The sequence below is a fragment of the Actinacidiphila paucisporea genome, from assembly GCF_900142575.1.
GTDB classification, from domain to species: domain Bacteria; phylum Actinomycetota; class Actinomycetes; order Streptomycetales; family Streptomycetaceae; genus Actinacidiphila; species Actinacidiphila paucisporea.
Genome location: NZ_FRBI01000016.1, coordinates 131,139 through 156,567 on the forward strand (window position 1 = coordinate 131,139; position 25,429 = coordinate 156,567).

22 protein-coding genes and 5 pseudogenes are annotated in these 25,429 nt (G+C 70.7%); 11 read left to right on the top strand and 16 right to left on the bottom strand.

The window, feature by feature from the left end; genetic code table 11:
* Positions 1-505: 505 nt before the first annotated feature.
* On the bottom strand, positions 506-1,531 hold the full coding sequence (locus BUE44_RS22975) for a tetratricopeptide repeat-containing protein (RefSeq protein WP_143172555.1): 1,026 nt from the start codon (positions 1,529-1,531) through the stop codon (positions 506-508).
* A 59-nt stretch (positions 1,532-1,590) separates the two neighbouring features.
* On the bottom strand, positions 1,591-2,547 hold the full coding sequence (locus tag BUE44_RS37130; protein WP_143172556.1) for a hypothetical protein: 957 nt from the start codon (positions 2,545-2,547) through the stop codon (positions 1,591-1,593).
* A 152-nt stretch (positions 2,548-2,699) separates the two neighbouring features.
* On the opposite strand from BUE44_RS37130, the gene BUE44_RS22980 reads away from it, so the two are divergent.
* Positions 2,700-3,203 carry a hypothetical protein gene (locus BUE44_RS22980; RefSeq protein WP_073500875.1) on the top strand — a complete coding sequence of 168 codons (504 nt, stop codon included), beginning with the start codon at positions 2,700-2,702 and terminating at the stop codon, positions 3,201-3,203.
* 66 nt (positions 3,204-3,269) lie between these two features.
* On the opposite strand, the gene BUE44_RS22985 is transcribed toward BUE44_RS22980, so the two are convergent.
* Complete coding sequence (locus tag BUE44_RS22985) at positions 3,270-4,556, bottom strand: phosphatase PAP2 family protein (protein ID WP_079189988.1); 1,287 nt, start codon at positions 4,554-4,556, stop codon at positions 3,270-3,272.
* 351 nt (positions 4,557-4,907) lie between these two features.
* Here BUE44_RS22985 and BUE44_RS22990 point away from each other — a divergent pair.
* Positions 4,908-5,177, top strand: a pseudogene (locus BUE44_RS22990) (transposase); the annotation flags it as partial.
* A 42-nt stretch (positions 5,178-5,219) separates the two neighbouring features.
* Here the strand turns inward: BUE44_RS22990 and BUE44_RS22995 are convergent.
* From BUE44_RS22995 to BUE44_RS23010, 4 genes are all read right to left on the bottom strand, one after another.
* On the bottom strand, positions 5,220-6,275 hold the full coding sequence (locus tag BUE44_RS22995; protein ID WP_143172557.1) for a DUF7467 domain-containing protein: 1,056 nt from the start codon (positions 6,273-6,275) through the stop codon (positions 5,220-5,222).
* A gap of 22 nt (positions 6,276-6,297) precedes the next feature.
* Positions 6,298-6,651: a hypothetical protein gene (locus BUE44_RS23000; RefSeq protein ID WP_073500878.1), complete on the bottom strand. Its 354-nt coding sequence runs from the start codon at positions 6,649-6,651 to the stop codon at positions 6,298-6,300.
* Positions 6,648-7,058: a hypothetical protein gene (locus tag BUE44_RS23005; RefSeq protein WP_073500879.1), complete on the bottom strand. Its 411-nt coding sequence runs from the start codon at positions 7,056-7,058 to the stop codon at positions 6,648-6,650. Before BUE44_RS23005 ends, BUE44_RS23000 begins: the two co-directional genes overlap by 4 nt.
* A 139-nt stretch (positions 7,059-7,197) precedes the next feature.
* Positions 7,198-7,719 (bottom strand): DUF2269 family protein, encoded by a 522-nt coding sequence (locus BUE44_RS23010; protein WP_073500880.1) that lies wholly within the window; start codon positions 7,717-7,719, stop codon positions 7,198-7,200.
* 271 nt (positions 7,720-7,990) lie between these two features.
* Between BUE44_RS23010 and BUE44_RS23015 the strand changes: the two genes are divergently transcribed.
* Positions 7,991-8,200, top strand: coding sequence for a hypothetical protein (locus BUE44_RS23015; protein ID WP_073500881.1), 210 nt, complete (start codon positions 7,991-7,993; stop codon positions 8,198-8,200).
* A 655-nt stretch (positions 8,201-8,855) separates the two neighbouring features.
* Here the strand turns inward: BUE44_RS23015 and BUE44_RS23020 are convergent.
* Positions 8,856-9,599 carry an undecaprenyl-diphosphate phosphatase gene (locus tag BUE44_RS23020; protein ID WP_265737170.1) on the bottom strand — a complete coding sequence of 248 codons (744 nt, stop codon included), beginning with the start codon at positions 9,597-9,599 and terminating at the stop codon, positions 8,856-8,858.
* Between the two features lie 471 nt (positions 9,600-10,070).
* A pseudogene (locus tag BUE44_RS38715) lies at positions 10,071-10,420 on the bottom strand ((2Fe-2S) ferredoxin domain-containing protein).
* 81 nt (positions 10,421-10,501) lie between these two features.
* On the opposite strand from BUE44_RS38715, the gene BUE44_RS23030 reads away from it, so the two are divergent.
* Positions 10,502-10,681 carry a helix-turn-helix transcriptional regulator gene (locus tag BUE44_RS23030; protein ID WP_235002369.1) on the top strand — a complete coding sequence of 60 codons (180 nt, stop codon included), beginning with the start codon at positions 10,502-10,504 and terminating at the stop codon, positions 10,679-10,681.
* A gap of 967 nt (positions 10,682-11,648) precedes the next feature.
* Here BUE44_RS23030 and BUE44_RS23035 read toward each other — a convergent pair.
* Positions 11,649-12,053: a winged helix-turn-helix transcriptional regulator gene (locus BUE44_RS23035; RefSeq protein WP_073500882.1), complete on the bottom strand. Its 405-nt coding sequence runs from the start codon at positions 12,051-12,053 to the stop codon at positions 11,649-11,651.
* 146 nt (positions 12,054-12,199) lie between these two features.
* On the opposite strand from BUE44_RS23035, the gene BUE44_RS23040 reads away from it, so the two are divergent.
* Positions 12,200-13,063 carry an SDR family oxidoreductase gene (locus BUE44_RS23040; protein ID WP_073500883.1) on the top strand — a complete coding sequence of 288 codons (864 nt, stop codon included), beginning with the start codon at positions 12,200-12,202 and terminating at the stop codon, positions 13,061-13,063.
* Here the strand turns inward: BUE44_RS23040 and BUE44_RS39790 are convergent.
* Complete coding sequence (locus BUE44_RS39790) at positions 13,041-13,520, bottom strand: transposase domain-containing protein (protein WP_407640045.1); 480 nt, start codon at positions 13,518-13,520, stop codon at positions 13,041-13,043. The two genes, BUE44_RS23040 and BUE44_RS39790, sit on opposite strands and share 23 nt — an antisense overlap.
* Positions 13,521-14,137: 617 nt before the next feature.
* Here BUE44_RS39790 and BUE44_RS23050 point away from each other — a divergent pair.
* On the top strand, positions 14,138-14,323 hold the full coding sequence (locus BUE44_RS23050) for a hypothetical protein (protein WP_079189989.1): 186 nt from the start codon (positions 14,138-14,140) through the stop codon (positions 14,321-14,323).
* Between the two features lie 118 nt (positions 14,324-14,441).
* Here BUE44_RS23050 and BUE44_RS23055 read toward each other — a convergent pair whose 3' ends face one another.
* From BUE44_RS23055 to BUE44_RS23075, 5 genes are all read right to left on the bottom strand, one after another.
* Complete coding sequence (locus BUE44_RS23055) at positions 14,442-15,236, bottom strand: phosphatase PAP2 family protein (protein ID WP_073500884.1); 795 nt, start codon at positions 15,234-15,236, stop codon at positions 14,442-14,444.
* Between the two features lies 1 nt (position 15,237).
* The gene (locus BUE44_RS23060; RefSeq protein ID WP_073500885.1) at positions 15,238-16,194 is read right to left on the bottom strand and encodes a YihY/virulence factor BrkB family protein; all 957 of its coding nucleotides are present in this window, start codon (positions 16,192-16,194) and stop codon (positions 15,238-15,240) included.
* Positions 16,195-17,934: a diacylglycerol kinase family protein gene (locus BUE44_RS23065; protein ID WP_073500886.1), complete on the bottom strand. Its 1,740-nt coding sequence runs from the start codon at positions 17,932-17,934 to the stop codon at positions 16,195-16,197.
* Positions 17,935-18,069: 135 nt separating this feature from the next.
* Complete coding sequence (locus BUE44_RS23070; RefSeq protein ID WP_079189990.1) at positions 18,070-19,305, bottom strand: phospholipase D-like domain-containing protein; 1,236 nt, start codon at positions 19,303-19,305, stop codon at positions 18,070-18,072.
* Between the two features lie 514 nt (positions 19,306-19,819).
* Entirely contained in the window at positions 19,820-20,467 is a 648-nt protein-coding gene (locus BUE44_RS23075) for a hypothetical protein (RefSeq protein ID WP_073500887.1), read from the bottom strand.
* Positions 20,468-21,596: 1,129 nt separating this feature from the next.
* Between BUE44_RS23075 and BUE44_RS23080 the strand changes: the two are divergent.
* From BUE44_RS23080 to BUE44_RS23095, 5 genes and pseudogenes are all read left to right on the top strand, one after another.
* Positions 21,597-22,073 (top strand): annotated as a pseudogene (locus tag BUE44_RS23080) (hypothetical protein); the annotation flags it as partial.
* A 135-nt stretch (positions 22,074-22,208) separates the two neighbouring features.
* Positions 22,209-22,595, top strand: a pseudogene (locus tag BUE44_RS35940) (transposase family protein).
* Between the two features lie 191 nt (positions 22,596-22,786).
* Positions 22,787-23,155, top strand: a pseudogene (locus tag BUE44_RS23090) (class I SAM-dependent methyltransferase); the annotation flags it as partial.
* A gap of 151 nt (positions 23,156-23,306) precedes the next feature.
* Positions 23,307-23,474, top strand: a complete 168-nt coding sequence (locus tag BUE44_RS37570) for a hypothetical protein (protein WP_159450287.1) — start codon at positions 23,307-23,309, stop codon at positions 23,472-23,474.
* A 186-nt stretch (positions 23,475-23,660) separates the two neighbouring features.
* Entirely contained in the window at positions 23,661-25,388 is a 1,728-nt protein-coding gene (locus BUE44_RS23095; RefSeq protein WP_073500889.1) for a glycoside hydrolase family 13 protein, read from the top strand.
* Positions 25,389-25,429 lie beyond the last annotated feature (41 nt).

Consider the following 25,429-nt stretch of genomic DNA (forward strand, 5'->3'; position numbering starts at 1 on the left):
AACCGGCCGACGCGGCCCGGCAGGGCCCGTGCTGCCGTGGCAGGGCCGACCGAGGGAGGGCCGGCCGAGGGAGGGCCGGCCGAGGGAGGGCCGGCCGGCGGCGGGTGAAATCACGTTCCTGCAAGATCTTCGGGAAGGGGTGAGCAGGAGTCCGGAAAGCCTCTCAGGTGGCCCGGAGCCTGCCGGGGTCGTCGGACGAGTCGGCAGAGGTTTTCATGCCAGATTCATACCCGCGCCCATGACGGCCGATGTTCCGAACTGATCCCTCCTACGGGTGAACCGGGCGGCGCGCGCCATGCGACTCCGGGACGCTGAACGGCCCGCCGCTCGGCGATCCGGCCGTCCCCTGCGGTGGCGGGCGGGTCCGCTCGGCGGTGCGCGGGGCGAGGTGGCACGGCACAAGGCGTGGGGGCGCCGGCCGTCGCGGTCGCGGTCGCGGTCGGCCGAGCAACCGACCCCCCGCCACCCGGCCTCGCGGCGCGCAGGCTCGACCTCACGGTCCGACTCACAGGTCCGTGCCCGACAGCTCGTCCAGCTTCGCCTGTGCGGCCAGCGTGTCGGGGTGATCCTCGCCGAGGACCTGTGCGCGGTCGTCCCGGACCTCGCGCAGCAGCGCCGCGGCCCTCTCTACGTCCCCCTGTCGCGCGATGACCTGGGCCCGCCTGAACCCGGTCCTGATCACCTCTGGGTGTAGCGGGTTGCCGTAGCGGGCCAGCCGCTCCTCCAGCAGAATGTCGAGTTCGGCGAGTGCGACGGTCGAGTCACCCAGCTCGGCCTTGAGCATGGCCATGTTGAAACGGGTGATCAGCACGGCGGGATGGGTGTCGCCGAGTGCCTTGCGCTGGTCCTCAAGCAGTTCTCCGTGCTGCGCCAACGAGCCCGCCGGGTCGCCCAGTTCCCAGGTGTAGCGGGCGATGTTCAGCCGCGCGAGCAGGGTGTTGGGGTGGTCCTCGCCCCGGATGCGCCGCACGTCCGGCAGCAGCGCGCGGAAGCCGTCGAGTGCTTCCTGCCGGCGCCCGCACTCGCCGAGGAACTTGTAGATGTTGAACCGGCTGAAGAGCACCTGCGCGTGATCCTCGCCGAACACCGCGATCCGGTCCCGCAGCAGTTCCTCGTGCAGTGCCAACGCCGTGGCGTACCGGCCCAGCATGCCGTGCCAGTACGCGATGTAATGGCGGCTCTCCAGCACTGCCTGGTCCGTCGGCGCGAGCACGCGGCGCTGGTCCTCCAGGAGATCGCGGTACAGCTCGCGGCTACGGCCGTAGGCCCCGGCCTTGCCCGTCCAGTAGGCGGCCCGCTCGCGGGCACGCAACGTCACCGGCGATTCGGCACCGGGGCGCTGCGTCAGCCGGTCCGCCCAGGCCGCCCACCGGGCCCGGTTGACCGCCGCCTCGGCCGCCGGGCGCCGTTCCAGACAGTCCAGGAGCCGGTCGTACAGCGACGGGTCGCGGCCGGCCGCCTGCCACAGGTGTTCCGGCTCCGCCTGTTCGGCGTAGGCGTGCAGGACGTCGTCAGGCGCATGCTGGTCCAAGGGTGCCATGGTCTCAAGCGCACGGCACAGGGCCTCATAGCCGGCCACCACGCCCTCCTTCATCTGGTCGGACAACAGCGGCCACACCGAGCCGGCGGTCCAGCGGGTGGTGTCGAGGCGGATGACCCCGCAGACGGCCGGGGTACGGTCGGCCTCCTCCGGCGGAGCAGCTCCCGGCGGCACAGTGCGCAGGCGAGCGTGGTCTTCCCACTGCCCATAGTGCCGAGCACGGCGACCGTCCGGTTCCGGCGGACCGCCTCGACGAACTCCCTCATCTCCGCGGGCGGCTGGAAGTAGCGCAGCGGCGGGATGAGCACACTCTCGTCGACCGACCCCGCCAGCACGCTCAACTCCCGCTCGTAGGCCACGTTGTGGGCGAGCCAGGTGTCGTAAGGGTCCTGCGGAGCGCCCCCGCCGCCGTCGTACGAGGTGGCCTGCGGCACCTGCCGCGTCAGGCGGGCCTCCACCGCCTGCCGCACCGGCCGGGTGCGCAATATCTGTCCGAGTCGGACGTCCCCCTGGCGGATGAGCCCGTTCAAGGCCCCAGAGAATTGCAGCCCGTAGGAGACACGGCCGTCCGAGGACGTCAGCAGCTCGATCCGCCGGCCGGTCTGCATGGCGGGTCCGAACCACTGCTGTGCCGCGAAGAGGGCCGCATATCCCGACAGGCACGCGTCGACGACGACCGTCAGCTCACGGACCCCGCCGTGGCGCCGCATCAGCTCGCCCAGCCCTGAGAGGAGGTCGAAGGCCGTCCCGGGGCCGGGCGTCTCGGGAGTGGAGCGGACCGGGAAGAGGAACTCGCCTTCGCGTACGACGTGTCCGTGCCCGAGGAAGCCCAGCACCAGGGGCGCTCCGGCGGCCGACGCTTCTTCGAACGCCTCGCCCAGGACCGAGGCCACCTCATTCGCCTCCAGCGGGTTGAGCAGCAAGCCTTCACCGAGAGCCGGTTCGCAGTCACCGCGCAACGGGTCGAGCAGGAGCTTCGTCAGCTCCACCGCGCAGGGTTCCAGCATCTCCAGCCGACTCCCCGGCCGCTCCTCTCGGGCATCCCAGTGGGAAGCGATCACCAACGCCTTGCGCTCTTCCTCCACAGTGGCTTTATCGGCGCCCGGGTATCGCGGCGTACCTGGACGACGAGACCGTTCGCGAAGGCGCGATCGCGGCCGTGCTATCCCGGCTGACCCCGGACACCAAGGTGGTGCTCGCCCACTCGCTGGGTACCGTCGTCGCCTACGAGGCCCTGCACCGGCTCGAACACCCATTGCCGCTGCTGGTCACCTTCGGCTCGCCGCTCGGCCTGCGCTCGATCATCCGCGGGCGGCTACGCCCGCAGCCACTGCGCTCGCCGGGCCACCTCAAGCGCTGGGTGAACATCGCCGACCGCGACGACTTCATCGTCGCCACGCTGCGGCTGCGGACCCTGCTCCCGGACAGCGACGCCGTGCTGGAACGCACCCGCCTGGTCAAGAACCGCAACACGAACCCGTACGCGGCCACCGAATACCTCAAGCATTGGCAGACCGTCGAGCCCGTCGCCGAGATCCTCGTTCGCCGATGTGGGACAGGGCTCGCCCCCGCGCGGGCTGGATCGCCTGCGGCGGCGCCTCAGGCGACCCGGCCCAGCACGACCGGGCCGTACATGAAGACCGCGCCGTCGGCCCGACCGTGACGGCGCCCTCCCCTGCCGCCGGCTCGACCATGACGGCCGTGGTCCGCTGCAGGTCGGCGCGGGTGCTCAGACCAGTTCGGACCGCGGTTGCGCCGGTCGCGGTTCCAGCCGGAGCTCCGCCACGGGCCCCCGATCCCAGCGCCCCGTGGTCCGCACGTAGTGGAGGACCACCGAGGCCGGCACCAGGACGAGAAGCGGTCCGAAGACCCACGGATGCCTGGCCATCTCCACCGGCAGGTAGCGGTAGGACACCAGCAGCGCGACGAAGACCGTCGCACCGCCGGCGATCAGCCGCGACGCCGACCGGTCCCAACCGCGGTCGAGCGCGCGCATCGCCGCCTCGACGGTGAGTGCGAACACCACGCCGGCGACGAGGTCCGCGCCGTAGTGGTAACCGAATCCGAGCGTCGCCCCGAGCGTGGCGACCAGCCAGAACGCGCCGGCGGCCCGCAGGACTCGCGGACCCTTGCGCGAGTGGATGAAGATCGTGGTCGCCCATGCCGTGTGCAGGCTGGGCATGCAGTTGCGCGGGGTGATCCCGTCGAACGCCATCCGGTGCGGAGGCCTGATCGGTGTCGGCGTGTCCGGCCACAGGTTGGCCACCGCCCAGTGGCCGCCGTCGGCGCCGAAGGCGAAGACCGGGCCGACCACCGGGAAGATCATGTAGACGGCCGGCCCGAGCAGGCCGATGACCAGGAACGTACGCACCAGATGGTGGCCCGGGAAGCGGCGCTCCACTGCCACGTTGCGCAGCTGGTACAGCGCGACGATGGCCGCTGCCAGCGGGAGCTGGCCGTAGACGCCGTGCAGGACATGGGTACCCACCGGACCGGTGGCCGCGACGACTCGGCCCACCAGCCACGACGGATTGCCCAGCGCGTGATCGGCGGTCGCCACGTATTGGTCGAGCACCATCGGACGGGTCTTCGACGTGATGAGCAACCAGGTGTCGCCGGTCTTGTGGCCGGTCACCAGCAGCAGGCCGAGACCGACACCCTTCAGCAACAGGGCGCGCTCCTGGCCGGTGCGGCGCGTGAGGGCGATGACCGCACAGCCCAGGATCACCCACAGGGCGCCGTTGCCGAAGTGCATCCCGCCGCCTACCGCCCACCGCACCAGGCAGAAGACGATGTCGATGCCGATCGCCGCGCCGACCGCGATGAACCGCTGCCGCCAGGTGAGCACCACCGTCATCAGCGCCAGTCCGGCGTACAGCAGCGGCCCCGAGGTGGGGGCGAACACCACCTCGCGTGCCTGGTTGGTGACCGGTCCGGGCAGACCGTAGTGGCGCGCGGCGATCTCCAGCGAGACGAGGAATCCGAGGATCGCCGCGCCTGCCGCGCCCCATAGCACCGCTGGTGACCGTGGCCACGCGGTGAACGTTGTCGTGCTGCCTGTTGGCGAATACGCCCGCGATGTCTTAGGTATCAATTTTGGTTGATTTGTCGAGTATCGGCCACGCAGAGCACTCTTCGTGCCGGATGGCACACTTTCCCCGGCGAAGGCTGGCCGAAGAGGGCAATCCCCGTAAGTTCGAACATGTTACCGGGAGCCGAACGCGAGCCGAACGGGGGTCGGACGCCCGGTCGGCGGGCGCCCTGGAGGGGCTCGAAAACAGGGCGCTACGCGCCAGCCGACCGCCTCTGGCTTACGCGCACTGCCGGGCACCTGCTTCGCGTCCGGGCCGAATAGCAGACACCCGACTGGAAGACCCGCTACGCGGTCCGCTCCGGAGTCGAGGGCACCATCAACGAGTTCGCCCACGGACACGGCATGCGCCACTGCCGCTACCGAGGACAACCGAAAGCCCACCTGCAACACGTCCTCACGGCCATCACCGTGAACATCGAACGACTCAGCGGTCAGCCAGCGACCGAGGACGCCTCTACACCGAGACCACCGACTGCCTTCCAGACCTTCCTGGACCAGAACGAGATCCCCCGGTCAAAGTCCTGGCGAACCCTGGGCAGTTAGCCTCGGCCATCAAGATCATCGACAGAGTCGAGCTAAGTACAGCTAGATGGCGAAGGGAACGTACCCGAGCGTCTCGGTGGCGTTGGACGCCGCCACCAGGCCGCTCGGCGGGAGCGTTGTGGAATTCGGGGTGACGAACGCTACGAGGTCGGTGAAGTAGCCTGCGTTGGCGACGCTCGCCGAGCAGGTGGTTCCGCTGGCGCAGGAGGCGAGCAGGGTCCCGTTCTCATTGAAGATCTCGATGTAGTAATGCGCCGTGCCGACGTCAGCGCTCGCGGTCGCCGTCGCGGTGAACGTTGAGCCGACCCACACGCCGCCCGCGGCGGACAGGCTCACCGTCCATCCGGAGTGGGTCCACGTGACGTACGTGGTCTGCGACGTGGCCTGTAGCGCGGCGGGTGGGGCGGTGGTGCCGTTGTCACCGAAGTAGGCGGTGAACGCGTGCGTGGTCGCCTGTGCTTCGGTGACCGTCACCGAGCACGTCGTGCCGGTCTTGCACGAGGCGAGCAGGGCGCCGGTGGTGGTGTCGAAGATCTCGTTGGAGAACGGCGAGGAGCTGATGTCCGTTCCGGCGGTCGAGGTCAGGGTGACCGTCGCGCCGGGCGCCGCGGTGGTGGCGGACGCTTCCAAGTCAAGGTATGTCCCCTTCCAGACCAGGGCGGAGTTGTCCCACTCGGACTGGATGTGGCCCGGCGGGAAGCTGGTCGAGTTGTCAGCGATGAACGCGTCCACGCCGTGGCTGGCGGCTACGGGCGAGGTCTCGTACGCGGTGCAGATCGTGCCGGTGTCGCAGGTGCCGATGTACGCGCCGATCGTGTAGTCGTAGATCCGGACGTAGAAGCCGGAGCCCGTCACGCTCCGGCTGGTGGTCACGGCGACGGAGGCTTTCTGGGTGGCCCACGCCTCGAAGCTGTTCACTACGACGATCTGGTTTCCGGCAGGCGGCTTGGCCGACTGGTGCGTGGCAGTGCTCTGACTGACGTTCCGGGCGGCGGCCGAGCTGCCCGCGGCGCTCGCCGGGCCGGCGGCGCCCAGCAGCACCAGGGCGGCGGTCGCCATCGCGGCCACCAGGACGGCTGCACGCTTGAGCCTTAACATGAGTTCCCTTCTTGGCGCGAACTTATCGCAGAGGCTTGGTTCTCTCCTTCGAGAACGTACGAGCACGTATATGCGGAGTCAATGCGGGGATGCCCTCGTACCCCCAGATCTGGGTGCGGTAGCCGGGCAGGATCTCTACTTCGGCGGTCTTGACCGCCATCGTGTACCGGTCCCCCGCGGCACTGGTGGCGACCGGCGCCAGCGGCGTGGGGACTGGCAGGGGCACCGTGAACGGGATCGGGAGCCTGGCTCTGCTGACCAGTTCGCCCGGGTTCAGCTCCGAGGTCGCGGAGCATCCGGTGAGGCTCGGAGCAGCCGCCAGGGCCAGGCCGGCGCCGCCGACCAGCTTCAGCACCGATCTGCGGGAGACGCTCACGAGACGGTCTCCTCGGCGAAGGCCCTCTCCCGGGTCAGTGAAAGCTGTGGGGCGACCGGAGCGGCCTTCATGACCATGGGAAGCGTGGCCACGACGGTTGCGAACAGCCCCACCCCGAGCGGGATGTGCACCAGCAGAATGTGGCTGCCGCCCAGCGACATCTCGACGTACTCCAGAAGCAGGATGGCCGCGAGCATCGCGAGGAGCCGCCGCCGGATCAGCTGTCGGCGCCAGGCCAGGAAGGCCAGAACGGTCAGGGCCAGGCAGATGGTGGTCACGATCGTGGCGTTCGCCCGGTGCATGGCTATCGCGGAATCCTGCCCCGACAGGAACATGCCGGCCAGAACGGGCTGCATGAAGAAAGCCAAGGTGTGGACGACGGCGGTGACGCGAAATACGAGCAGCATGGTGTCGGCCTTTCAGGAGTAGCAATCGGTGCGTTCGGGCGGTGGCGGACTCGCACTGCTACGGGGCCGGGGAAGCCGGTCGCGGGTGTCGGCCTCGGTCGCGGGGGGCGGGCCGATCAGGACCGCGCGGGCTGGGGCGTCACTTTCGCCGCGGCGAGCCCGAGCAGGTATCCCCGAGCAGGACGCCCAGGCCGACGACCAGCCCGGGTTTGCCGATCATGCAGGCGACAACGCCGGTGACGACGCCGGTCCGGGTCAGGACCGAGGACCACAGCCGGGGTTCGTGGACCCGGTCCAGGACTTCCGGCGGCAGCGCGCCGTCCTCGGCGGCTCCCACCGCCGCGACCATGGCCCGCATGTCCTTGCCGGTGAGGGGTTCACCGAGCAGGACGAGCACGGTCCAGCCGGCCAGGCCCGCGATGATCCAGCCTTGCCAGGCCCAGGCGATGACGGCCAGCCACAGCCCGGTGGCCAGGACGGTGATCCGCGCGATGGGGCCGAATCCCGCCGAGACCTGGATAGCCTTGAGCGGTTCGCGGACCTGGCCGGTGGTCCAGGCCGACCGCAGCGCGATCACGCCGATCCAGTCGGCGATCAGGCTGGCGAACAGGACAACGGCGGCGGTGACGTGGCATATCAGGAGCGCGTTGGCGAGGGTCATGGGCGCGGATCAGGGGTTGCGCCTGCTGCTCTGGTGGGCCGGCCGCCTTGTCCGGTCCCTGGTGGGCTCGTGTCTTCCATGGCTCAGAGTCTGGCCGCGACGACTGTCCACTTCCCAGACCGTTCCGGGCCCGGCACTGTCCACGTCTGTCCATGCCTGTCCACGCCGGCAGTGGCGAGCGACGCGGCCTGGTCAGGGGCGGCCGTACAGTTGCAGCTGCCACAGGGCCTCACCGAGCAGGTTGAGACCTTGCCGCAGCTCGCGCCGGTAGGTGCCGTACCCGCACGACGTCCTGGCATCCGCCGTCCTCGCCCTGCCCGTCGCCTACCTCACCAGCCTGGCGCTGCGCCGCTGGGCCACCCCGCTCGTGGCGTCCCTCAGCAGCGGCGCGCTGCGGCCCGTGCTGACCGCAGAGCCGGCCACTGTGTCGGGGGCCGAACCCGCCGCGGAACCGGCCGCCGTCATCCAGACCGCCGGCTGACCGCACCTTTCCCCCTCCGGGTGCCCGGCCTCCCCCGAGCCGGGTGCCCGGCCCTCACGGCATCCCGAACGCCGATTCCCACCAGGGCGAATCGGCGTTTGCGCTCACCGGCGGACCTCGGCGAGATCCCGTGTTGCTCCTCCTCGAATTCGCCTGACGGGCGCTGCATCGGCCGGGGTAGGCAGGCTGCGGCAGGAACGAAGGCTGCCCGTCGAAAGGGGGGCGCGCGAACTTCAGGCGCTGCCTGCCGCGAACGTTGATCAGCGCCCAGCCCAGGCGCAGGCCCCAGAGACTGGGACCATCCGGGGGCTCGGTCCTCAGCGCGTGGGTAGCTGCGTAGCGGCGTTTTGGGCATGCATCGCGGCCTCGAACAGCCGCTCCGTATCGTGCGCCGTGATGGCCAGGCTCGCGCAGCAGGCAACCATCAGTGCAGCGAACGCCAGGACCGCGCCGTCGTGACGCGGTCTTCCACAACCAGGGCAAGCGCGCAGGCGCTGCGTCGGGGCGCCCACTACCGCCCAGTTCAGGTGCGGCCGTCCGCCTCCTGTTCGACCGATTTCAGCCCCCGTGACAGCACTACCGGCTCCATGGGCTGTCGGCACGGAGGGCCGGCGAAGCGATCGAGGCTGCGGTGTCCAGCGCACCGCCCGCCACGTCAGGCGAACCAGATCATGCTGCCGACACCCGCCACCAGGCAGTAGATCGCGAACGGCGTCAGCGTGCGGGTGGTGAACCAGCGGGACAGGAACCGCACGGCCGCGTACGCGCACACGCCCGCGGTGAGGAAGCCGACGGCGACCTGGCCGTGGATGTGGTCGCCGGCCGAGCCGGCCAGGCTCGGCAGCTTGAGGAGGCCGGCCGCGAAGATCACCGGGGTGGCCAGCAGGAACGAGAACTTGGCCGCGTCCTCGTGGTCGAGTCCGCGCAGCAGGCCGCCCACCATGGTGATGCCCGACCGGCTGATCCCCGCCAGCAGCGCCAGGGTCTGGAACAGGCCGATGATCCCGGCCTCACGGTAGTTGAGGTCGTCCAGGCGGCGTCGCGAGGCGTGCGCGCGGATGTCGTCCTCGGTGGCCGCGCCGGGCCCGGCGCTCAGCTCGGGTGTGAGAGCGGCGGCGCGGGCCACGGAGCCGCGGCGCAGGCGCTCGCCGGTGTAGAGGATCACGCCGTTGACGGTCAGGAAGAGCGCGGCGGCCTCCGGCTTGGCGAACAGGGTGCGGAAGGTGTGCTCCAACGCCAGACCGGTGATGCCGACGGGAATGGTGCCCACGACCAGCAGCCAGGCGAGGCGTTCGGTGGACGTCGTCACCGTACGGGTGCGCAGCGTCGTGAACAGCGCCTTGACGATCGCCACCCAGTCCTTGCGGAAGTAGGCCAGCAGGGCCAGGGCGGTGGCCACGTGCAGCGCGACGATGAGGCCAGGTACGGGGACGATCCCGAGTCGCCGGAGGCGTTCTCGGTGACCAGGTGCTGCCAGGAGCCGCCGATCCAGGCCGGCACGAGCACGGAGTGACCCAGGCTGGAGACCGGGAACAATTCGGTCACCCCCTGAAGGGCGCCGATGGTGACAGCTTGGAGGTAGGACAGATCAGACACGGAAGTGGTCCTCAGAGGCTGAAGTGGACGAGGCGGAGGTGCCACACATACGCGGTCACGCCGAGCCGCTCACGTCTACATTGCTGTAGACGCTCCAGGTGAACCTAGGAGACAGCAGGTCGGGTCACAAGCCGCTTCGGATGAATTCCCACCGAATGGCGCACGGCATTGACACTGCGCCGGCCCCCGTCGGGGCTTGCCGGGCACCGCAAGACTTCAGCTTGGCCTGTCAGTCGTCGAATACCTGGCGGACGCGCCGCGAGGGACTGAAGGCTTACAGATCGAGGATGTCGGGCGGGGCGGCCAGTCCGGGGCCTCCTGCCTGGATCCAGGCGGCGATGTCGCCCGTGGCGTCGGGGTCGTTGACCAGGCCGAGCCGGACGGGGCGTCCGCCGGCCCGGCGGCCCTCGGCGGAGGGTTGGACGACGACGGCGTGCTCGCAAGTGTCCAGGCACTTGACGGTCGCACGGTGGCGACCTGGGCCAACTGGGCACGCAGGTCAGCGAGCTGCGCGGCGTGGTCGAGGCCCGGCACCTTGGCGGTACCGCAGCAGCGGCCGCGGCAGACGGTGACGGTGCAGCGAGCCGCTCCCCCCGCGGCAGCGGCGGGAGCGGGGCCTGCCAGAACGGCACATACCGCGAGCACCCGGGCAGTGCCCCGCCTGCCGACCTGCCTGCTGCCCTTCATGGCCCGACCACCGAGGAGGTGGCCCGGCTGCTGCGCGTCGACCCCTCCTCCGTGCGGCGCTGGCGCGCCGAACGGCCCTCTCAGGGGCCGCCGTTCATCCGCCTGTCCGAGCGCGTCGTCCTCTACGACGCCACCGACCTCCAGGCGTGGCTGGACGAACGGCGCACCGTGCCCGGTGCCCGGCGAAGGGCGGTCTGAGTGCCCTACCGCCATCAACTCCCCCTCGCGGTGCACCTGTTCCCGATATCGAGCAGCGCCCCGGCCGGGCGCTCCCCTACAGGGCCCGTGTGCGATGGAAAGACCCCCACACCAAACGGCGTACCTCGCTCTCCCAATCCCACTCGACCGAGGACGACGCCAAGGAGTGGCTCGACGCACTCGGACGAGCGACTCCGGTCCCTGCCGTATGGCCCGTCGGAAGCTTCCTCGGGGGCCTGCATAGTGCAGCTCGCACCGACCTCCTGAAGCTGGGCAGCCACCGGCTCTTCCTGTCGGAAGAGACTCTGCTTCAGGAAGGCGACCGGTCCAATCACGTGGTCCTTCTTCATTCGGGGTTTGCCAAAGTCACCGCACGCCTCGAAAACGCGGCTGCCCCGCCGAGTGCGGGGCCCAGCAGGATGGCGGGGGGGTGCGCACCATGATGGCGAGGCAGGCGGCCAACGTGGCGGCGGTAGGGATCTCGAAGGGTGAGTCGAGGTGGGGTGCCAGGCCGCCCTCGGGGGCGAAGGAGGCGCCGAGCCGTACTCCAGCGGGCAGTACGGCAAGGACGCCGAGGATGGCGCGATGACGAGGTAGAGGACTTCGAGCAGGCGCGCGCCGGCGGTGACGGTGAAGCCGGACAGGCCGTCCTCGACAGCGCCGACCAGGGCGCGGCCGGGGAAGAGGGCGACCCAAAACTCCGGCCGCCCTCTCGGCGCGTGCGGCAGGCACGCCGGCGAAGGACGGGGACGCCACTGGCGTCGGATGCACCGACCAGGTGTCGGGATGATGCCACTGATCACCCATGCGGGAGAGAGGCCGGCGACTCCACAGCAGGTCCGTCCTCCGTGCCCGGGTCGCTGCTGGCATGGAACTCGCGATGTCGCCGAGATGCTCGAGTGAGTGCCCGACTGTCGCGCCCTTCGGGGAGGCGATCGTTTGTGACCGGACCGCCGCCCGCAACCGACTACCGGCTGCGCTCACCGCGGTCGTCGTACTCCTGGCGGGCGGTGATGACCTCTTCGATGTGCAGCACGGACCACTGAGTAAGCGCCTTCAGAGGTTCGCGCAGGGTCTGGCCGAGCGCAGTCAGCTCGTACTCCACGTGCGGCGGCACCTCTGCGTGGACGGTCCGGCTGACCAGCCCGTCGCGTTCGAGGGTACGCAGCGTCTGGGCGAGCATCTTCTCGCTCACGCCCGCCAGCGCCTGCCGGAGCCGGCCGAACCGGGACATCCCGTTCCGGCCGAGTTCGCCCAGCACGAGGACGGCCCACTTGCTGCCGATCTGGTCGAGCAGGTCCCGCGACGGGCAGCCGCGTTCGTACGGATCGAACGACGATATGGGCCCGGTCACGTTCTCGACAGCGGTCACACGGCTCACCTCAATGCTATCGGCGCGGTAAGTACCCTACCAAGAAGTGGCTACTCCCCGACGAAGAGTGTGCAGGTCATCCTGGGTCCCCCACCGCAGACGCACTGCGGCAGGCGCGCGAGGCGCGCACGGAAGGAAGGACCATCATGCCGATCGTCGTCACCGGAGCCACCGGCCAGCTGGGCAGGCTCACCGTCGAGGCACTGCTCCAGCGCGGGATCCCGGCCGCGGACATCATCGCGACCGGCCGGGACACCACCAGGATCAAGGACCTGGCCGACCGGGGCATCACGGTACGCCGCGCCGACTTCGCGGACACCGACGGCCTGGCCGAAGCATTCGCCGGGGCGGACCGACTGCTGCTGATCTCGGCCTCGGTCCCCGTTGGCGAGCGGGTCGCCAACCACCGCCGCGTGATCGACGCCGCGGTGGTCGCGGGCGTGTCGCTGGTGGCGTACACGAGCACGACACACGCAGACACGGCCACCACCGTCATCGGTGCCACCCACCGCGAGACCGAGGAGTACCTGCGCGACCGCGGAACCCCCAGCGTGCTGCTGCGCAACGGCTGGTACCTGGAGAACTACACCAGCCAGCTGCCGCAGATCCTGCGCAACGGCGCCGTCGTCGGCGCCGCAGGCGACGGGCGGATCAGCGCAGCGTCCCGCGCCGACTACGCCGAGGCCGCAGCGGTCGTCCTCAGCGCCGAAGGCCACGCCGGAGCGGTGTACGAACTCGGCGGCGACGAATCCTTCACCCTCGCTGAGCTCGCCGCCGCGATCTCCGCCGCGACCGGAGAGCAGATCGCCTACACCGACCTCCCGGTGACCGACTTCGCCCAGGTGCTCGCCACCGCGGGCCTACCCGCGGAACTGGCGGAGGTCCTCGCCGACGCCGACCGCGGCATGAACCGTGGCGAGATGCACACCGACTCCGGCAACTTGCACCACCTGATCGGCCGCCCGCCCATGACCCTGACCGAGGCACTCACGGCCGCCCTGCATCACTGAGGCCGAACGCGTGACGAGACCGGCCCCGGGCCTCGTCGCACCGTCGCACCGTCGCACCGTCGCACCGTCGCACCGTCGCACCGTCGCACCGTCGCACCGTCGCACCGGCCAGCTGTCCCGCCAGTGGTTCCGCCGCGAACCGGTGACCGCCGAAGGACGTCCGCGCCCGTACCCGGGTGAGGGAGCCGGGACCTAGGCCCAATACCGGTGATTTAGGTTTTTTCCGGCGAGTCGGGTTGGCTTTGGTCGGCCCGACCAGCTGGAGGGTGGGGGTGTTGGGTCGGGGTGGGTTGTTGTACTCGGCTCGTTTCAGTGCCCAGTTCGACATCTTGCGTTTGATGACACGGGGGCTGGAGCGCAATCGCCGTGCGGGCAGCAGCCGGTTCCGCTGTTCGACCCGACCACACTCAGCGGCGACCTCATCGATCAACTCGGGCGGGAAAGCCCGCGTCAGCACCTCCAAAGCGACAACGACCAGACCACACCAAAGTCACCGGTATTGGGCCTAGGAGGGAGGGGGCGGGCTTCAAGGAAGCTGCGCACCGCACAGTCCGCAAATCGGTCCGTTTCGTTGAGTGCTGCCGCACGCGCACCGGTCGCGCGGGAGTTCGGTACTTCTGGGCTGAGGGGCACTCTCCAGATCGGCGTGCACGCGGGTCTGCTCCGGAGTGGCCTTCTCTGACCCCGCACTGGGCGGTCGCACGCCCCCCGTCATCACACGGATGCAATTGGTCACCGCACGCCATAGCCCTCGATTCCCTCTGTTTCTTCTGCTCATGACGCCACCTTCACCTGACGAGGGTTCGGGTACGGGAAGACGCCGCACAAAGACACGTGGTTCCTCAAGTGGGGGCTAACAGGGCTTGCATGGAGGGGAGATCCTGCCGTCACCGCAATTGCGCACAATCATGCAGACTCCCCTGCTCTTGGGGGTGTGAACGATGTGCCGCGTCGCCAGGGCGCCTGACAGGGCTAGCGCCGTCACGGCCAGTACCGCAAGCAACTTCCGTGACCTGCGTCCATGGTCCCCCGACATGACGTCCCCCCTCACCTCGCCTCTTGCACTTGGCCCCCATGAGCGCTGTCGCCGTCGCGGCTCTGCCGGGAAACGCCTCTGCCGCGATCTGGACTGAGAACCAGCGGTCGATGGCCTGGCTCGCCGGCTGTCGCCGCCACCGCCGCTACGAACGCAAAGCCGACCGCTTCCCGGCCGTCGCAAGCATCGCCTGCACCCTTGTCTGCTACCGCCGCCTCACCTAATGAGATGACTTCTCGATCCAGGGTGTTGTCCAGCGCCTGGACGAGCCCGCGCTTGGGCATGCCGGCCCCGGCCCGGTGCCAGACCGGCCGGTCGGACCGCCGGTGCCGGCGGCCGCGGTCACGAGTCGTGGGGGCGGGAGGGCTCGGGGTGCGGGGCGTCGAGCTCGGGTTCCAGGCCGTCCGTGACGGGCGCGGCCGGCCGCCTGGCGTCGGCGCGCCACAGCCTGAACGCCCAGGTGGTGGCCGCGATCACGGTGAGCCCCAGCAGCCAGCCGCCGATCACGTCGCTGCACCAGTGGACGCCCAGCGCCACCCGGGTGAAGCCCACGCCCACGACGGCCAGCGCCGAGATCAGCCAGCACAGCCAGTGGGCGGCCCGGGGCACCAGCGGCAGGAGCACCAGCAGGAAGATGGCGAACGACGTGGTGGCCGTCATCGCGTGCCCCGAAGGGAAGGAGTAGCCCGGCGCGTGCGCCACGGGGTCGGACAGCGCGGGGCGGGTCCGCTCGACGATCGCCTTGACCAGCATGCCGGTCAGCGCCCCGGCGCCCGCGGTCACCGCCGACCAGGCCGCCAGCCGCCAGGCCCGGCGGTACAGCAGCCACAGGGTCAGCAGCGCGACAGCCGTCCGAAGGATGCCGGGGCCGAGGATCCAGTTCGACACGAACGCCAGCACCCGCGTCCACTCGTGGTGGCGCAGGGCGAAGTGGTGCAGCGTGCCGGCCGCCCCGGTGTCCATCCGCCGCAGCGGCTCCCAGTGCGCCTCGACCAGGACGAGCACCAGGCCGAAGAGCACCGCCGCGGCCGCCGCGCCGGCGGCCGAGCCCAGCAGGTGGACGCCGTACTTCCGGTCGGCGCGGCGCACGCGGTCGAAGGAGGACAGGGGGCCGGCGGGGGCGGTGTGCGAGGGCATGTCAGGCTCCGGGATCGGCTTGGACGGGTCCTGGCCGCAGCGCCCGCGCCGCTTCCAGCTGGGCTGCGAAGGACAGTCCGAAGAAGAGCGCCAGCGACGTCAGGTAGGACCACAGGAGGAGGGCCATGAAGGCGCTCAGCGGACCGTAGACGGTGTCGAAGGAACCGCTGAGCCGCAGGTAGAGGGCCAGCCCCGCGGTCAGGGCCGCCCACAGGACGATGTAGACGGCGGCCCCGAAAACCAGCCAGGTGTAGCCCGGCTGGTGGCGGCGCGGCGCCCGGCGGAAGATCACGCTCGCGGAGGTCAGCGCCAGGAGGATCCCGGCGGGCCACCGCACGGCGTTCCAGATCTCCAGGGCGGTGCCGCCGCCCAGGTGCCAGACCGCCGTCGCGGAGGCGCCAAGGTCGTCCCCGGCGACCATCACGACCGTGGCCAGGCCCAGCGGTGCGCCCGCCGTCACGGACATCACCAGGCCGCGGGTGTACTTCTGGCCGAAGGGCCGGTCGCGCTCGACGCCGTAGATGCGGTTCGCCCCGCGCTCGATCTGGCACATGGCCGTCGTGAGGTTGATCCAGGAGAAGACCAGGCCGAACCACAGGGCGAACTGAGCGCCGTCGCCCGCGTGCTGCCGGCTGCGGGCGAGCGCGTCGTCGACGACCTGCTCGCTCGGTCCGGACGCCAGCCGGCGGATCGTCAGCTCGGCGACGCGGCCGAGGCTCTCGCCGTGCAGGGCCGTGGACAGCCCCACGAAGGCGATGGCCAGCGGGATCACTGCCAGCACGATCTGCAGGGCCAGGGCGCGCGCGTGGCTGAAGCCGTCGGCGTAGCGGAAGCGCACGAAGACGTCGCGCAGTAGCGGCCAGCGGCCGTAGCGGCGCAGCGCGGCGAGCGCGTCGTCGGCGGACAGCTCGTTCTGCGGCATGCCATGGGTCTGCGGAACCCGTGTCGCGGTGCCCATTCACGCCTCCGGACCGGGTTCGGGCAGCAGGACGCGCACCGCGCCCGGGACCACGCGCGCGGACATCCTCCGTCCGGCGGCCACCGGGTCTCCGTCGATCTCGCGGGGGCGGGGCTCGGGCAGGACCAGTTCCGCCTCGCGGCAGGTGAAGACCTCGAGGCCGCCGGGGCGGGAGGGCGAGGAGGGCCCGCGCAGCACGTCGGAGGTGGCGGACGCCCAGCCTCGGGCGCCCCGCGGATCCAGCAGCGCGACGTGCAGCAGGCCGTCGTCGGGGCGGGCGTCCGGTGCGAGGGACGCGCCGCCCTGCAGGGCGCCCACGTTGGCGATCACCGCCATGCGGGCGGTGCGCCGCACCGGCTCCGCGCCGTCCAGGCGCAGCGTGAGCTCCATGCGGGGGGTGCGCAGGGCGCGTAGCAGGGCCAGGGCATAGGCCGGCCACCCCAGCGCGGACTTGGCGCACTCGGGGGTCCGCGCCATCAGCTCCGCGTCCAGGCCGGCGCCGGCCATGGCGCAGAAGTGGGTCGCAGGCAGCCCGTCCCCTTCGATGCGGCCGAGGTCCATGGGGTGCGGAGCGCCGCCGAGGGCGGCGTCGAGCGCGCGGGCCGGGTCCAGCGGCAGCCCGAGGTTGCGGGCCAGCAGGTTGCCCGTGCCGTGCGGGGCCACCGCCAGCGGCACGCCCGTGCCGGCCAGGGCGTCGGCGACCGCCCGGACGGTGCCGTCACCGCCGCAGACGACGACCAGCGCGGCGCCGTCCGCCGCGGCCCGGGCGGCCTGGCCGTGGCCAGGGTCGTCCGGCGTCGTCTCGACGAAGTGCGGTGCGACGCGTCCGTGGCGCTCCAGTACCAGCCGCAGCCGGTCGCGGTCGGAGGCGCTGACGGACACGGGGTTGACGACTACCACGGTGGTGCCGGGCACCGGGCCGGCGGTCCCGCGGGCCTCTTTCACGGCGGCGTCCACGGCGTGTTCCGGCAGGGGCGCCGGCACGGCGTCGCCGGCCAGGACCGACCGGCCCACGATGAGCAGCGACAGGGTCCCGTTGAGCATCCCGCCCGTGACGTCCGTGACGTGGTGCATGCCGCGGTAGAGCCGGCAGGCGCCCACGGCGAGCGGCAGCAGCATCAGCAGGGCCGCGACCGCGATCCGCCAGGGGCGGCTCAGCCGCCGGGCGCGGGTGAGCACCAGCACGGCGAGCCCGCCATACAGCGCGGTGGCCGCCCCGGTGTGCCCGGAGGTGTAGCTCGACGTCGGCGGCGAGCTGTCGAGCCGATGCACCTCGGGCCGGTGGCGGTCCACGGCGGTGGTGATCGCCAGGAAGGCCAGGGCCTGGAGCGACACGCTCACGGCGAGGAAGACCGCCTCGCGCCACCGTGGCAGGACGGGCGCGAGGACCAGCGCCGCGCAGACGGCCAGCGTGATCGCGACGATCGTCAGGGTGTTGCCAGCCTCGGACCCCCAGGACGTCAGCGTGTTGAAGGTGCCCGTGCGCAGGTGCTCGAAGCCCTCGTTGACGCGGTCCTCCGACGCGATCGGCCACAGGTGCCGGGCGGGGCCGGTGATGAGCAGGCCGAAGCCGATCAGCAGGGCGGCCTGGCACACGGTCAGCGCGGTGATGCGCGCGGCGGCGGTGGTGGCCCCTGTGGTCAGTACGGGTGCGCGGACGGCACGTGGTGGCGAGGGCCGCGGGCGGGACGGTCGCAGACCGGGGCCGGGGATGTCTTCGTCCGGGAGCGCGGTGGGCATGGGTTCCCCCTGTTCGACGGTTGGTGCGAGGAGTGGGCGGGTGCGGTCGTGGGGCCGCCGATTACGCGGCCGCGTTGCGGGGCCCCCCGCCGCCGGCCGGGCGGGTGCGCGGGGCGGACGGTGGGGCGGGACGGCTCAGAGGAAGCGGCGTATGGGCAGCACGGCGGCCTCGCGGGCGCGTTGGAGCGGCCTGCGGCGGTGCCAGCGCGTGGGGTCGATCGCCTCGGCGCACAGCATGTCGCGGTCGAAGTCGGCGTCCAGCGCGGCGGTGAACCCCTCGTCCAGCACCGCCAGCATGACCTCTTCGTCGTGGTCCATCGAGCGGCGGTTGAAGTTGGACGAGCCGATCAGTGCGCCCACCCCGTCGACCGTCGCGATCTTGGTGTGGAGCATCGTCGGCTGATACTCCAGGACCTCCACGCCGGCGTCGAGCAGCGAGGAGTACAGCTGCTGGCCGGCGAGCCGGCAGGCGCGCTGGTCGGTGTGCGGACCGGGCAGCAGGATCTGCACCTGCACGCCGCGCCGGGCGGTCGCGCACAGCAGGTCCGCGAAGTAGCGGTCGGGCGCGAAGTAGGCGGTGGACAGCCGGAACCGCTCCTCGGCCGAGGTGATGACGACGCGCAGCAGGGTCTGCATGTCCTGCCACCCGACGCTCGCCGACCCGCGGACCACCTGCACCACCGAGTCCCCCGGCTGCTCGTGCGTGACGAAGCGGTCGCGGTCGTCGTAGAGCTCGGTGTGGCATTCCGCCCAGTTCTGCGCGAAGGCGGCGGCGATGCCGTCCACGGCCGGGCCCCGCACCTCGACGTGGGTGTCGCGCCACTCGCCGGGGTTGCGGGCGTCCCCGCACCACTCCTCGGCTATGCCCACCCCGCCGGTGAACGCCTGCCGCTCGTCGATGATCAGCGCCTTGCGGTGGCAGCGGTGGTTCTGCTTGAACGGCGACAGCCACAGGGGTTTGCGGAACCACGCCACGCGCACGCCGGCCGCGTCCATCATCTCCAGCAGGTCCGGCTCGATCTGCTTCGCTCCGAAGCCGTCGAGCAGGAGCCGCACCCGCACCCCGGCCGCGGCCCGCTCGGCGAGGGCACGGGCGAAGTCGCGGGCGATCTGGCCGCGCCAGTAGACGAAGGTCATCATGTCTATGGTGTGCCGGGCGCTCGCCACCGCCGACAGCAGCGCGGGGAAGATCTCGTCGCCGTTGCGCAGCGGGCGCAGTACGTTGCCCTCGGTCGCGGCGATGCCGATGAGGCGCTCCAGACGCCGGCGCAACCGCTGTGCGTGGGCCTGCCGGTCGGTGACACCCGCAACCGCGACCTCCGCCTGCGGACCGTCCCCGTCCCGTGCGGCAAGGAACTCCACAGTCGTCATACGAACCTCCTGGGATTACGGCGGCCTTCGGCCGTCTCCGCGGACGGCTCCCGCTGCGCGTTTGCCCAGTTCCGGCCAGATAAGGCCGCCGGAGCGGCGGCAATCCGCCGGGCTCGACGCCCCCGACGACACCCGGCTGCTGGCCCTGTGCGAAACCGAGTACGACGCGAAAGCCCGGACCCGCCGACGCCGTGCCTCCCGCAAGCCCGACGCCACCGTCGCCAATCCCTACGACCTGGACGCCGAGCCCCACGCGGTCCGCGAACTCGCCCGCCTGGGCGTCCTCACCCAGTTCGTCACCCCCAAGCCTGGACGCCGCAGCTCGCCTTCATCGGCCACTTCTTCAATGACCAGCGGGGACAACCCCGAAAAGACCGTTCACACAAGCTCGTTGACGTCCCTCACACCCAACGACAACGACCCTCACGATTCCCCGTTGCCACCGAATGTGAGACAGGGCCGGTCACCGTACAGACCCGGCCGTAGAAGGACGTGCTCCGGCCGCGCTGCTCCGTCAAGAACCGTCGGCCGGAGCGTAGTGGCTGTTCGTCAGGCACCACTCGGTGTCGGCGACGGCCGACGCGTGGAGCCGGGGGTCGAGGTGGCCGAGCACGCTGTTCCACCTGTAGTCGACGCGGTGCAGCAGACTGGCCTGCGCGAGTGTGGTCCGTCCGGTTCGGTGCTGGAGGGGTACGAGTGCGGCCTCGCTCATCACTGTGTCCGGCTCGCCGCGGCCGTAAGAAGGGCCCGGGCAGTTCTCGAGCAGGTCGAGGACGTCCGACAGTCGGCAACGCCCGGCGAGCCGCCCCGACAGCACGTGCTGGGCACCGTTGTCGTCCGCCGAGAGGGCCCTGCGCAGGAGGTCATCGATGCCGTCCCGATCGCCCGCGTGGTCGGCATGGGCTGCGGCACCGAGCCGGATGCCCTGCGTGGAGCGCATGTGGACGTCCAGGTCGAGTCCCTTGACGAATGCCCCGGCAATCGCGGCGGCTCCCGGCAAGCCGACGGAGCCGGGCAGGCCAGCGGCGATCTGGCCACAGGTGGGGAAATCGGAGATTTCGGTTGCCGTGGACAGGCCGAGTGCCAGGTCGGTACGGCCCGCTGCGAGCAGGACGGTGAGCAGTGGGAAGGCGGGCAGGCAGGCGCGCCAGCTACGATGCACCGCACAACCGCGGTGGCCTCGTCGATACCCTCGGGTCCCCCGAGCGGCATCTGGGCGCACACTGGCCCGAATGCACCGGCGAGGAAGCACTCCTGCAGGCGTCGTTGTTGACCGCGGCGGCCGCCGCCACGGCTTTCCGGGCCAGGGCGTCGGCGTTGCGGCGTCGGGTGGGCTTGCGCCTGGTGGCCGCGGCGAGTTCGTGACCCGCCATGGTCAGCGCCCATGTCCGGTGGTCCCGGTCGCCCCAGGGATCGTCCTCGGCCTCGCGGTCGCGACCAAGTATTTACGTGCCAGGTCTATGCGCGTCAACCAGGGCTCGTCACACTTCTTGACAACTCCCCCCACCGCACAGCACACGCACAGTATTCCACCGGCGACCAGCCCAGATGCGCGGCCCCGGGTTGCCGGACCGCCCCGCCCCTCCGGGAGGACCTCCGTGCCGAAGAAATGGTGGATATACGTGGCCGCCGCCCTGGCCACCACCCTCACCGTCCTGCTCTCCCTGACTGCCAGCAGCAGTGCGGGCCCGCGCTACCACTCGACCCCCGACGCCGAGGAACACGAAGAGGTGGTGGCCAAGAAGGCGGCGACCACGGGTAGCTGCGGTGTGGAACGCTGGTCGGTCAAGACCGGCACCGACGCCGACGCCGGCTCGATCACCCTCCAGTCGACATCCTCGACGACGATCGCGTCACTCGGGGCGCTCACCGCCCCGTCCTCCCTGCCCGCCAACAATCGCGTCAAGCCCACCGAGACAACCGTCTTCACGCTGTCGGCGACGCTGACGCAGTACAAGCTCGAAGCCGACTCGGACTACCACCTCGTACTGAACGACACCTCGGGTCACACCATGATCGCGGAGATCCCCGATCCCGCGTGCGTGGGCGCCGGCAGTCCGCTGCTTTCCGGCATCCAGAAAGCGCGTGGCGAGTTCGACTCCAAGTACTCGGTAACCGGCAGCTTCCAGACCGCGAACGTGCCCGTCACCGTCACCGGAGTCGGCTTCTTCGACTTCAAGCACGGTCAGACCGGCGTGGCCCCCAACGGGATCGAACTGCACAGCGTGCTGGACATCCGGTTCGGCGGCGGCACCACGGGCGGCACGACCGGCGGCCCGACGGGCGGAACCACCGGTGGCACAGGCGGTTGTACTCCAAGCCAGCTCCTGGGCAACCCCGGCTTTGAGGCCGGCACCGCCTCCCCCTGGACCGCGGGCTCCGGCGTGGTCAGCAACAACTCCAGCGAGCCTGCTCACACCGGCAGTTGGGACGCCTGGCTGGACGGTTACGGCACCACCCACACCGACACCCTCTCCCAGCCGGTGACCATCCCCACGGCGTGCACCACTGCGAGCTTCACCTTCTACCTGCACATCGACAGCGCGGAGACCAGCACCAGCACGGCCTACGACAAACTCACCGTGCAGGTCGGCTCCACGACCCTGGCCACGTACTCCAACATCAACAAGATCACCGGCTACGTGCAGAAGTCCTTCAACCTGGCCGCGTACGCCGGCCAGACCGTCACACTGAAGTTCACCGGGACCGAGGACTCCACCCTCCAGACCTCGTTCGTCATCGACGACACCGCGGTCAACGTCTCCTGAACAATCGCCCTGGCCGGTCGGTTCCCCACCCCTGCGTGGGCGGGGAACCGACCGACCAGACAGGGGCGGGAAGGACGTGAGCCCGGTCGCCGCCCGCGGGTCGGCTGCGGCCAATGCGCCGTAGCGCGTCGCTTCGTGTCCCAGCGCTACCACATCCTCACCGCGCGTATGCGCGAACGTCGCCGTGCGATCGGCAGCCGGTGGCGCCGGCTGAGCGCCGGCCGACAGGCCCTGCTTGCCCTCGTGCACCTCCGCAACGGACATCCCTACGCCCAGCCGCAGCCGGGTTCGGCATCGGCACGACGACCGCCTACCGCTCCGCGTGCCCTACCGAGGCCGATGGGAGAACCTCTCGGCCAGCAGACCGTGAACCGCTCACAGGCCGAAATCCGAGCCCTGGTCGAGCCCGCCATCGCCACCCTCAAAACCTGGCGGCTCCTGCGCAAGCACCGCTGCTCAACCACCCGCATCACCAGCCTCGTCCAAGCAGTCCTCACCCTCCACCTCACCTGTCCGAACTGAGGCTGGAAAAGGCTCACTGCCGCTCACTACCTGCGCATAGGTGATCGCGCGGGCGCCCTCCACCACTTGGCCAGTCGAGGCGCTTCCTCAACGAACCCAGTCGTTTTGCCCATCGTCCCGGCCAACGTAGTGGTGGTGGGCGACGCCAGAACTGTTCGTTCCTCTATCGGCCGCCGCGATACGGCCCGCCGGTGATCGACGATGGAGACTACTTCGGAGAGCCGATAGCGAACCGATACGACGAGGCGCACGCGGAGACGTTCCGGTCTGACGTCGTGGGCCCGATCGTGGATGTCCTGGTGAGTATTGCCGACGGCGGCCGGGCACTCGAACTCGGCGTCGGGACAGGCCGGATCGCCCTGCCGATGGCCCGCCGTGGTGTCTCGGTCCACGGAATCGAACTGTCCCCGGCGATGGTCGCCCGCCTGCGCGCCAAACCCGGGGGCGACGCGATCGGCGTGACGGTCGGTGACTTCGCGACTGCCCGGGTGGCAGATTCGTTCTCGCTCGTCTTCCTGCTCTACAACACCATCATGAACCTGACCACGCAGGAGGCGCAGGCCTTATGGCCCAGTTGGCCGGCCGGACCGCACACGCGCTGGCGGAGGCCGCCCGCGACGGCACGCTGACCGGCCAGGAGGCCCGATCGGCCGTCACGGGCGGCGGCGTACTGACGCAACTCCTGGTGGGGATGCCACGACGAGCCTGTCCGTGGCCTTCCCGTACACCGTCACACCCACGCCGCACGCCGGGGCGCTGCGCCGCTACGTGTGCGTGGACTTCCAGGTGCTCGCGGGACACACCGTGGACACCTCCTACCGAGGCAACTGCTCCACGCACCCGCGGCCGTTGAGCAGTCCAGCCGCCGGCGTCAACTGACGTCGAGGCCGCGAACCCCTCACGACCGGTCCCAGGGATCCCGCGCGTATCCGCGCCCGTCCGGCCTGGGCCGCGCTGCCGTTGCAGTCGAAGAGCGGGACCCGCACGGCGCCCGGCGGGGTGCTGCCGCGACCGCATACGGCCGGCGGATCAGGGCAGGGTCCATCCGGACGAAGGAGGCCGACATTGGCTGCCGACAGTGCGGCGCAGCACGATCAGGCGTGGTGGAAGTCCGCGGTCGTCTACCAGGTCTACCCGCGCAGCTTCGCGGACCACGACGGGGACGGCATCGGGGACCTGGCGGGGCTCACCGGCCGGCTGGACCACATCGCGGGACTGGGCGCCGACGTGCTGTGGCTGTCGCCGGTCTATCCCTCGCCGCAGGCGGACAACGGCTACGACATCAGCGACTACCAGGACGTCGACCCGGTCTTCGGGGACCTGGCGGCCTTCGACAGGCTGCTGGCCGCGGTGCACGAGCGCGGTATGAAGCTGGTCATGGACCTGGTCGTCAACCACACCTCGGACGAGCACCCGTGGTTCCAGGAGTCGCGCGACCCGGGCAGCCCCAAGCGCGGCTGGTACTGGTGGCGCCCGCCGCGCGACGGCCGCGAACCCAACAACTGGGGATCGTTCTTCTCCGGTTCCGCCTGGACGCGCGACGAGGCGAGCAACGCGTACTACCTTCACCTCTTCTCGCCGAAGCAGCCGGACCTCAACTGGGAGAACCCCGAGATGCGGCAGGCCGTCCACGCCATGATGCGCTGGTGGCTGGACCGGGGCGTGGACGGCTTCCGGATGGACGTAGTCAACCTCATCTCCAAGGACCCGGCCCTGCCCGACGGCGTGCTGCGCGGCGACGGGCTGTTCGGCGACGGGTCGCCGCACTACGTCTGCGGCCCGCGCGTCCACGAGTACCTGCACGAGATGTACCGCGAGGTGATCGCCCGATACCCGGGGCGGCTGCTGACCGTCGGCGAGATGCCGGGGGTGACCGTCGAGCAGGCCCGGCTGTTCACCGATCCGCGGCGCGGCGAGGTCGACATGGTCTTCCAGTTCGAGCACGTCGGACTCGACCACGGCCGGAACAAGTTCGACCCGCGGCCACTGCGGCTGACCGACCTCAAGGCCTCCCTCGGACGCTGGCAGGCCGGTCTCGCCGACGTCGGGTGGAACAGCCTGTACTGGAACAACCACGACCAGCCGCGCGTCGTGTCCCGCTTCGGCGACGACAGCTCCGCCCACCGGACGCGGTCCGCGACCATGCTGGGTACGGTGCTGCACCTGCACCGGGGCACGCCCTACGTCTACCAGGGCGAGGAACTGGGCATGGCCAACGCGCCGCTGCGCACCATCGAGGACTTCCGTGACGTCGAGTCGCTGAACCACTATGCCGAGGCGCTGCGCGCGGGTGCCGAGCCGGAGGACGTGCTGCCAGGGCTGCGGGCGATGGGCCGGGACAACGCCCGTACCCCCATGCAGTGGGACGCCTCCCCGCAGGCCGGCTTCACCACCGGAACTCCCTGGCTGCCCGTCAACCCCGACCACACCGAGGTCAACGCGGCCTCCGCCCTCGCGGACCCGAACTCCGTCTACCACCACTACCGCCGGCTGATCGCACTGCGGCACACCGAACCGGCGGTCGTGCACGGCGACTTCACCATGCTGCTGCCGGACGACGAACGGATCTACGCCTTCACCCGCGAGTTCGGCGGCACCCGGCTGCTGGTTGCCGGCAACTTCACCGGCGAGACGGTCAGCGCCGAACTGCCGCACGGCTGGGCGGAATCCGAGGTGATCCTGGACAACGGCCCGTCACCGCGGGCCGAGCCCGGCCGCCTGGTACTCGCGCCCTGGGAGGCGCGCGTGCACCGGCAGGTGACAGGCCCGCGGTCCTCGGTTCCGGTCCGATGATCGCGGCGGTAGCGGGTAGCCGGGTCCCATGACCCGTGCCG

Bases quoted from the DNA above. Each gene is read 5' to 3' on its own strand.
- BUE44_RS37130 (WP_143172556.1), bottom strand. From the start codon at position 2,547: ATGCTGGAACCCTGCGCGGTGGAGCTGACGAAGCTCCTGCTCGACCCG.
- BUE44_RS23010 (WP_073500880.1), bottom strand. From the start codon at position 7,719: ATGACCCTCGCCAACGCGCTCCTGATATGCCACGTCACCGCCGCCGTT.
- BUE44_RS23060 (WP_073500885.1), bottom strand. From the start codon at position 16,194: ATGGGCACCGCGACACGGGTTCCGCAGACCCATGGCATGCCGCAGAAC.
- BUE44_RS23040 (WP_073500883.1), top strand. From the start codon at position 12,200: ATGCCGATCGTCGTCACCGGAGCCACCGGCCAGCTGGGCAGGCTCACC.
- BUE44_RS23065 (WP_073500886.1), bottom strand. From the start codon at position 17,934: ATGCCCACCGCGCTCCCGGACGAAGACATCCCCGGCCCCGGTCTGCGA.
- BUE44_RS22995 (WP_143172557.1), bottom strand. From the start codon at position 6,275: ATGTTAAGGCTCAAGCGTGCAGCCGTCCTGGTGGCCGCGATGGCGACC.
- BUE44_RS23050 (WP_079189989.1), top strand. From the start codon at position 14,138: ATGAGCGCTGTCGCCGTCGCGGCTCTGCCGGGAAACGCCTCTGCCGCG.
- BUE44_RS23055 (WP_073500884.1), bottom strand. From the start codon at position 15,236: ATGCCCTCGCACACCGCCCCCGCCGGCCCCCTGTCCTCCTTCGACCGC.
- BUE44_RS23005 (WP_073500879.1), bottom strand. From the start codon at position 7,058: ATGCTGCTCGTATTTCGCGTCACCGCCGTCGTCCACACCTTGGCTTTC.
- BUE44_RS23070 (WP_079189990.1), bottom strand. From the start codon at position 19,305: ATGACGACTGTGGAGTTCCTTGCCGCACGGGACGGGGACGGTCCGCAG.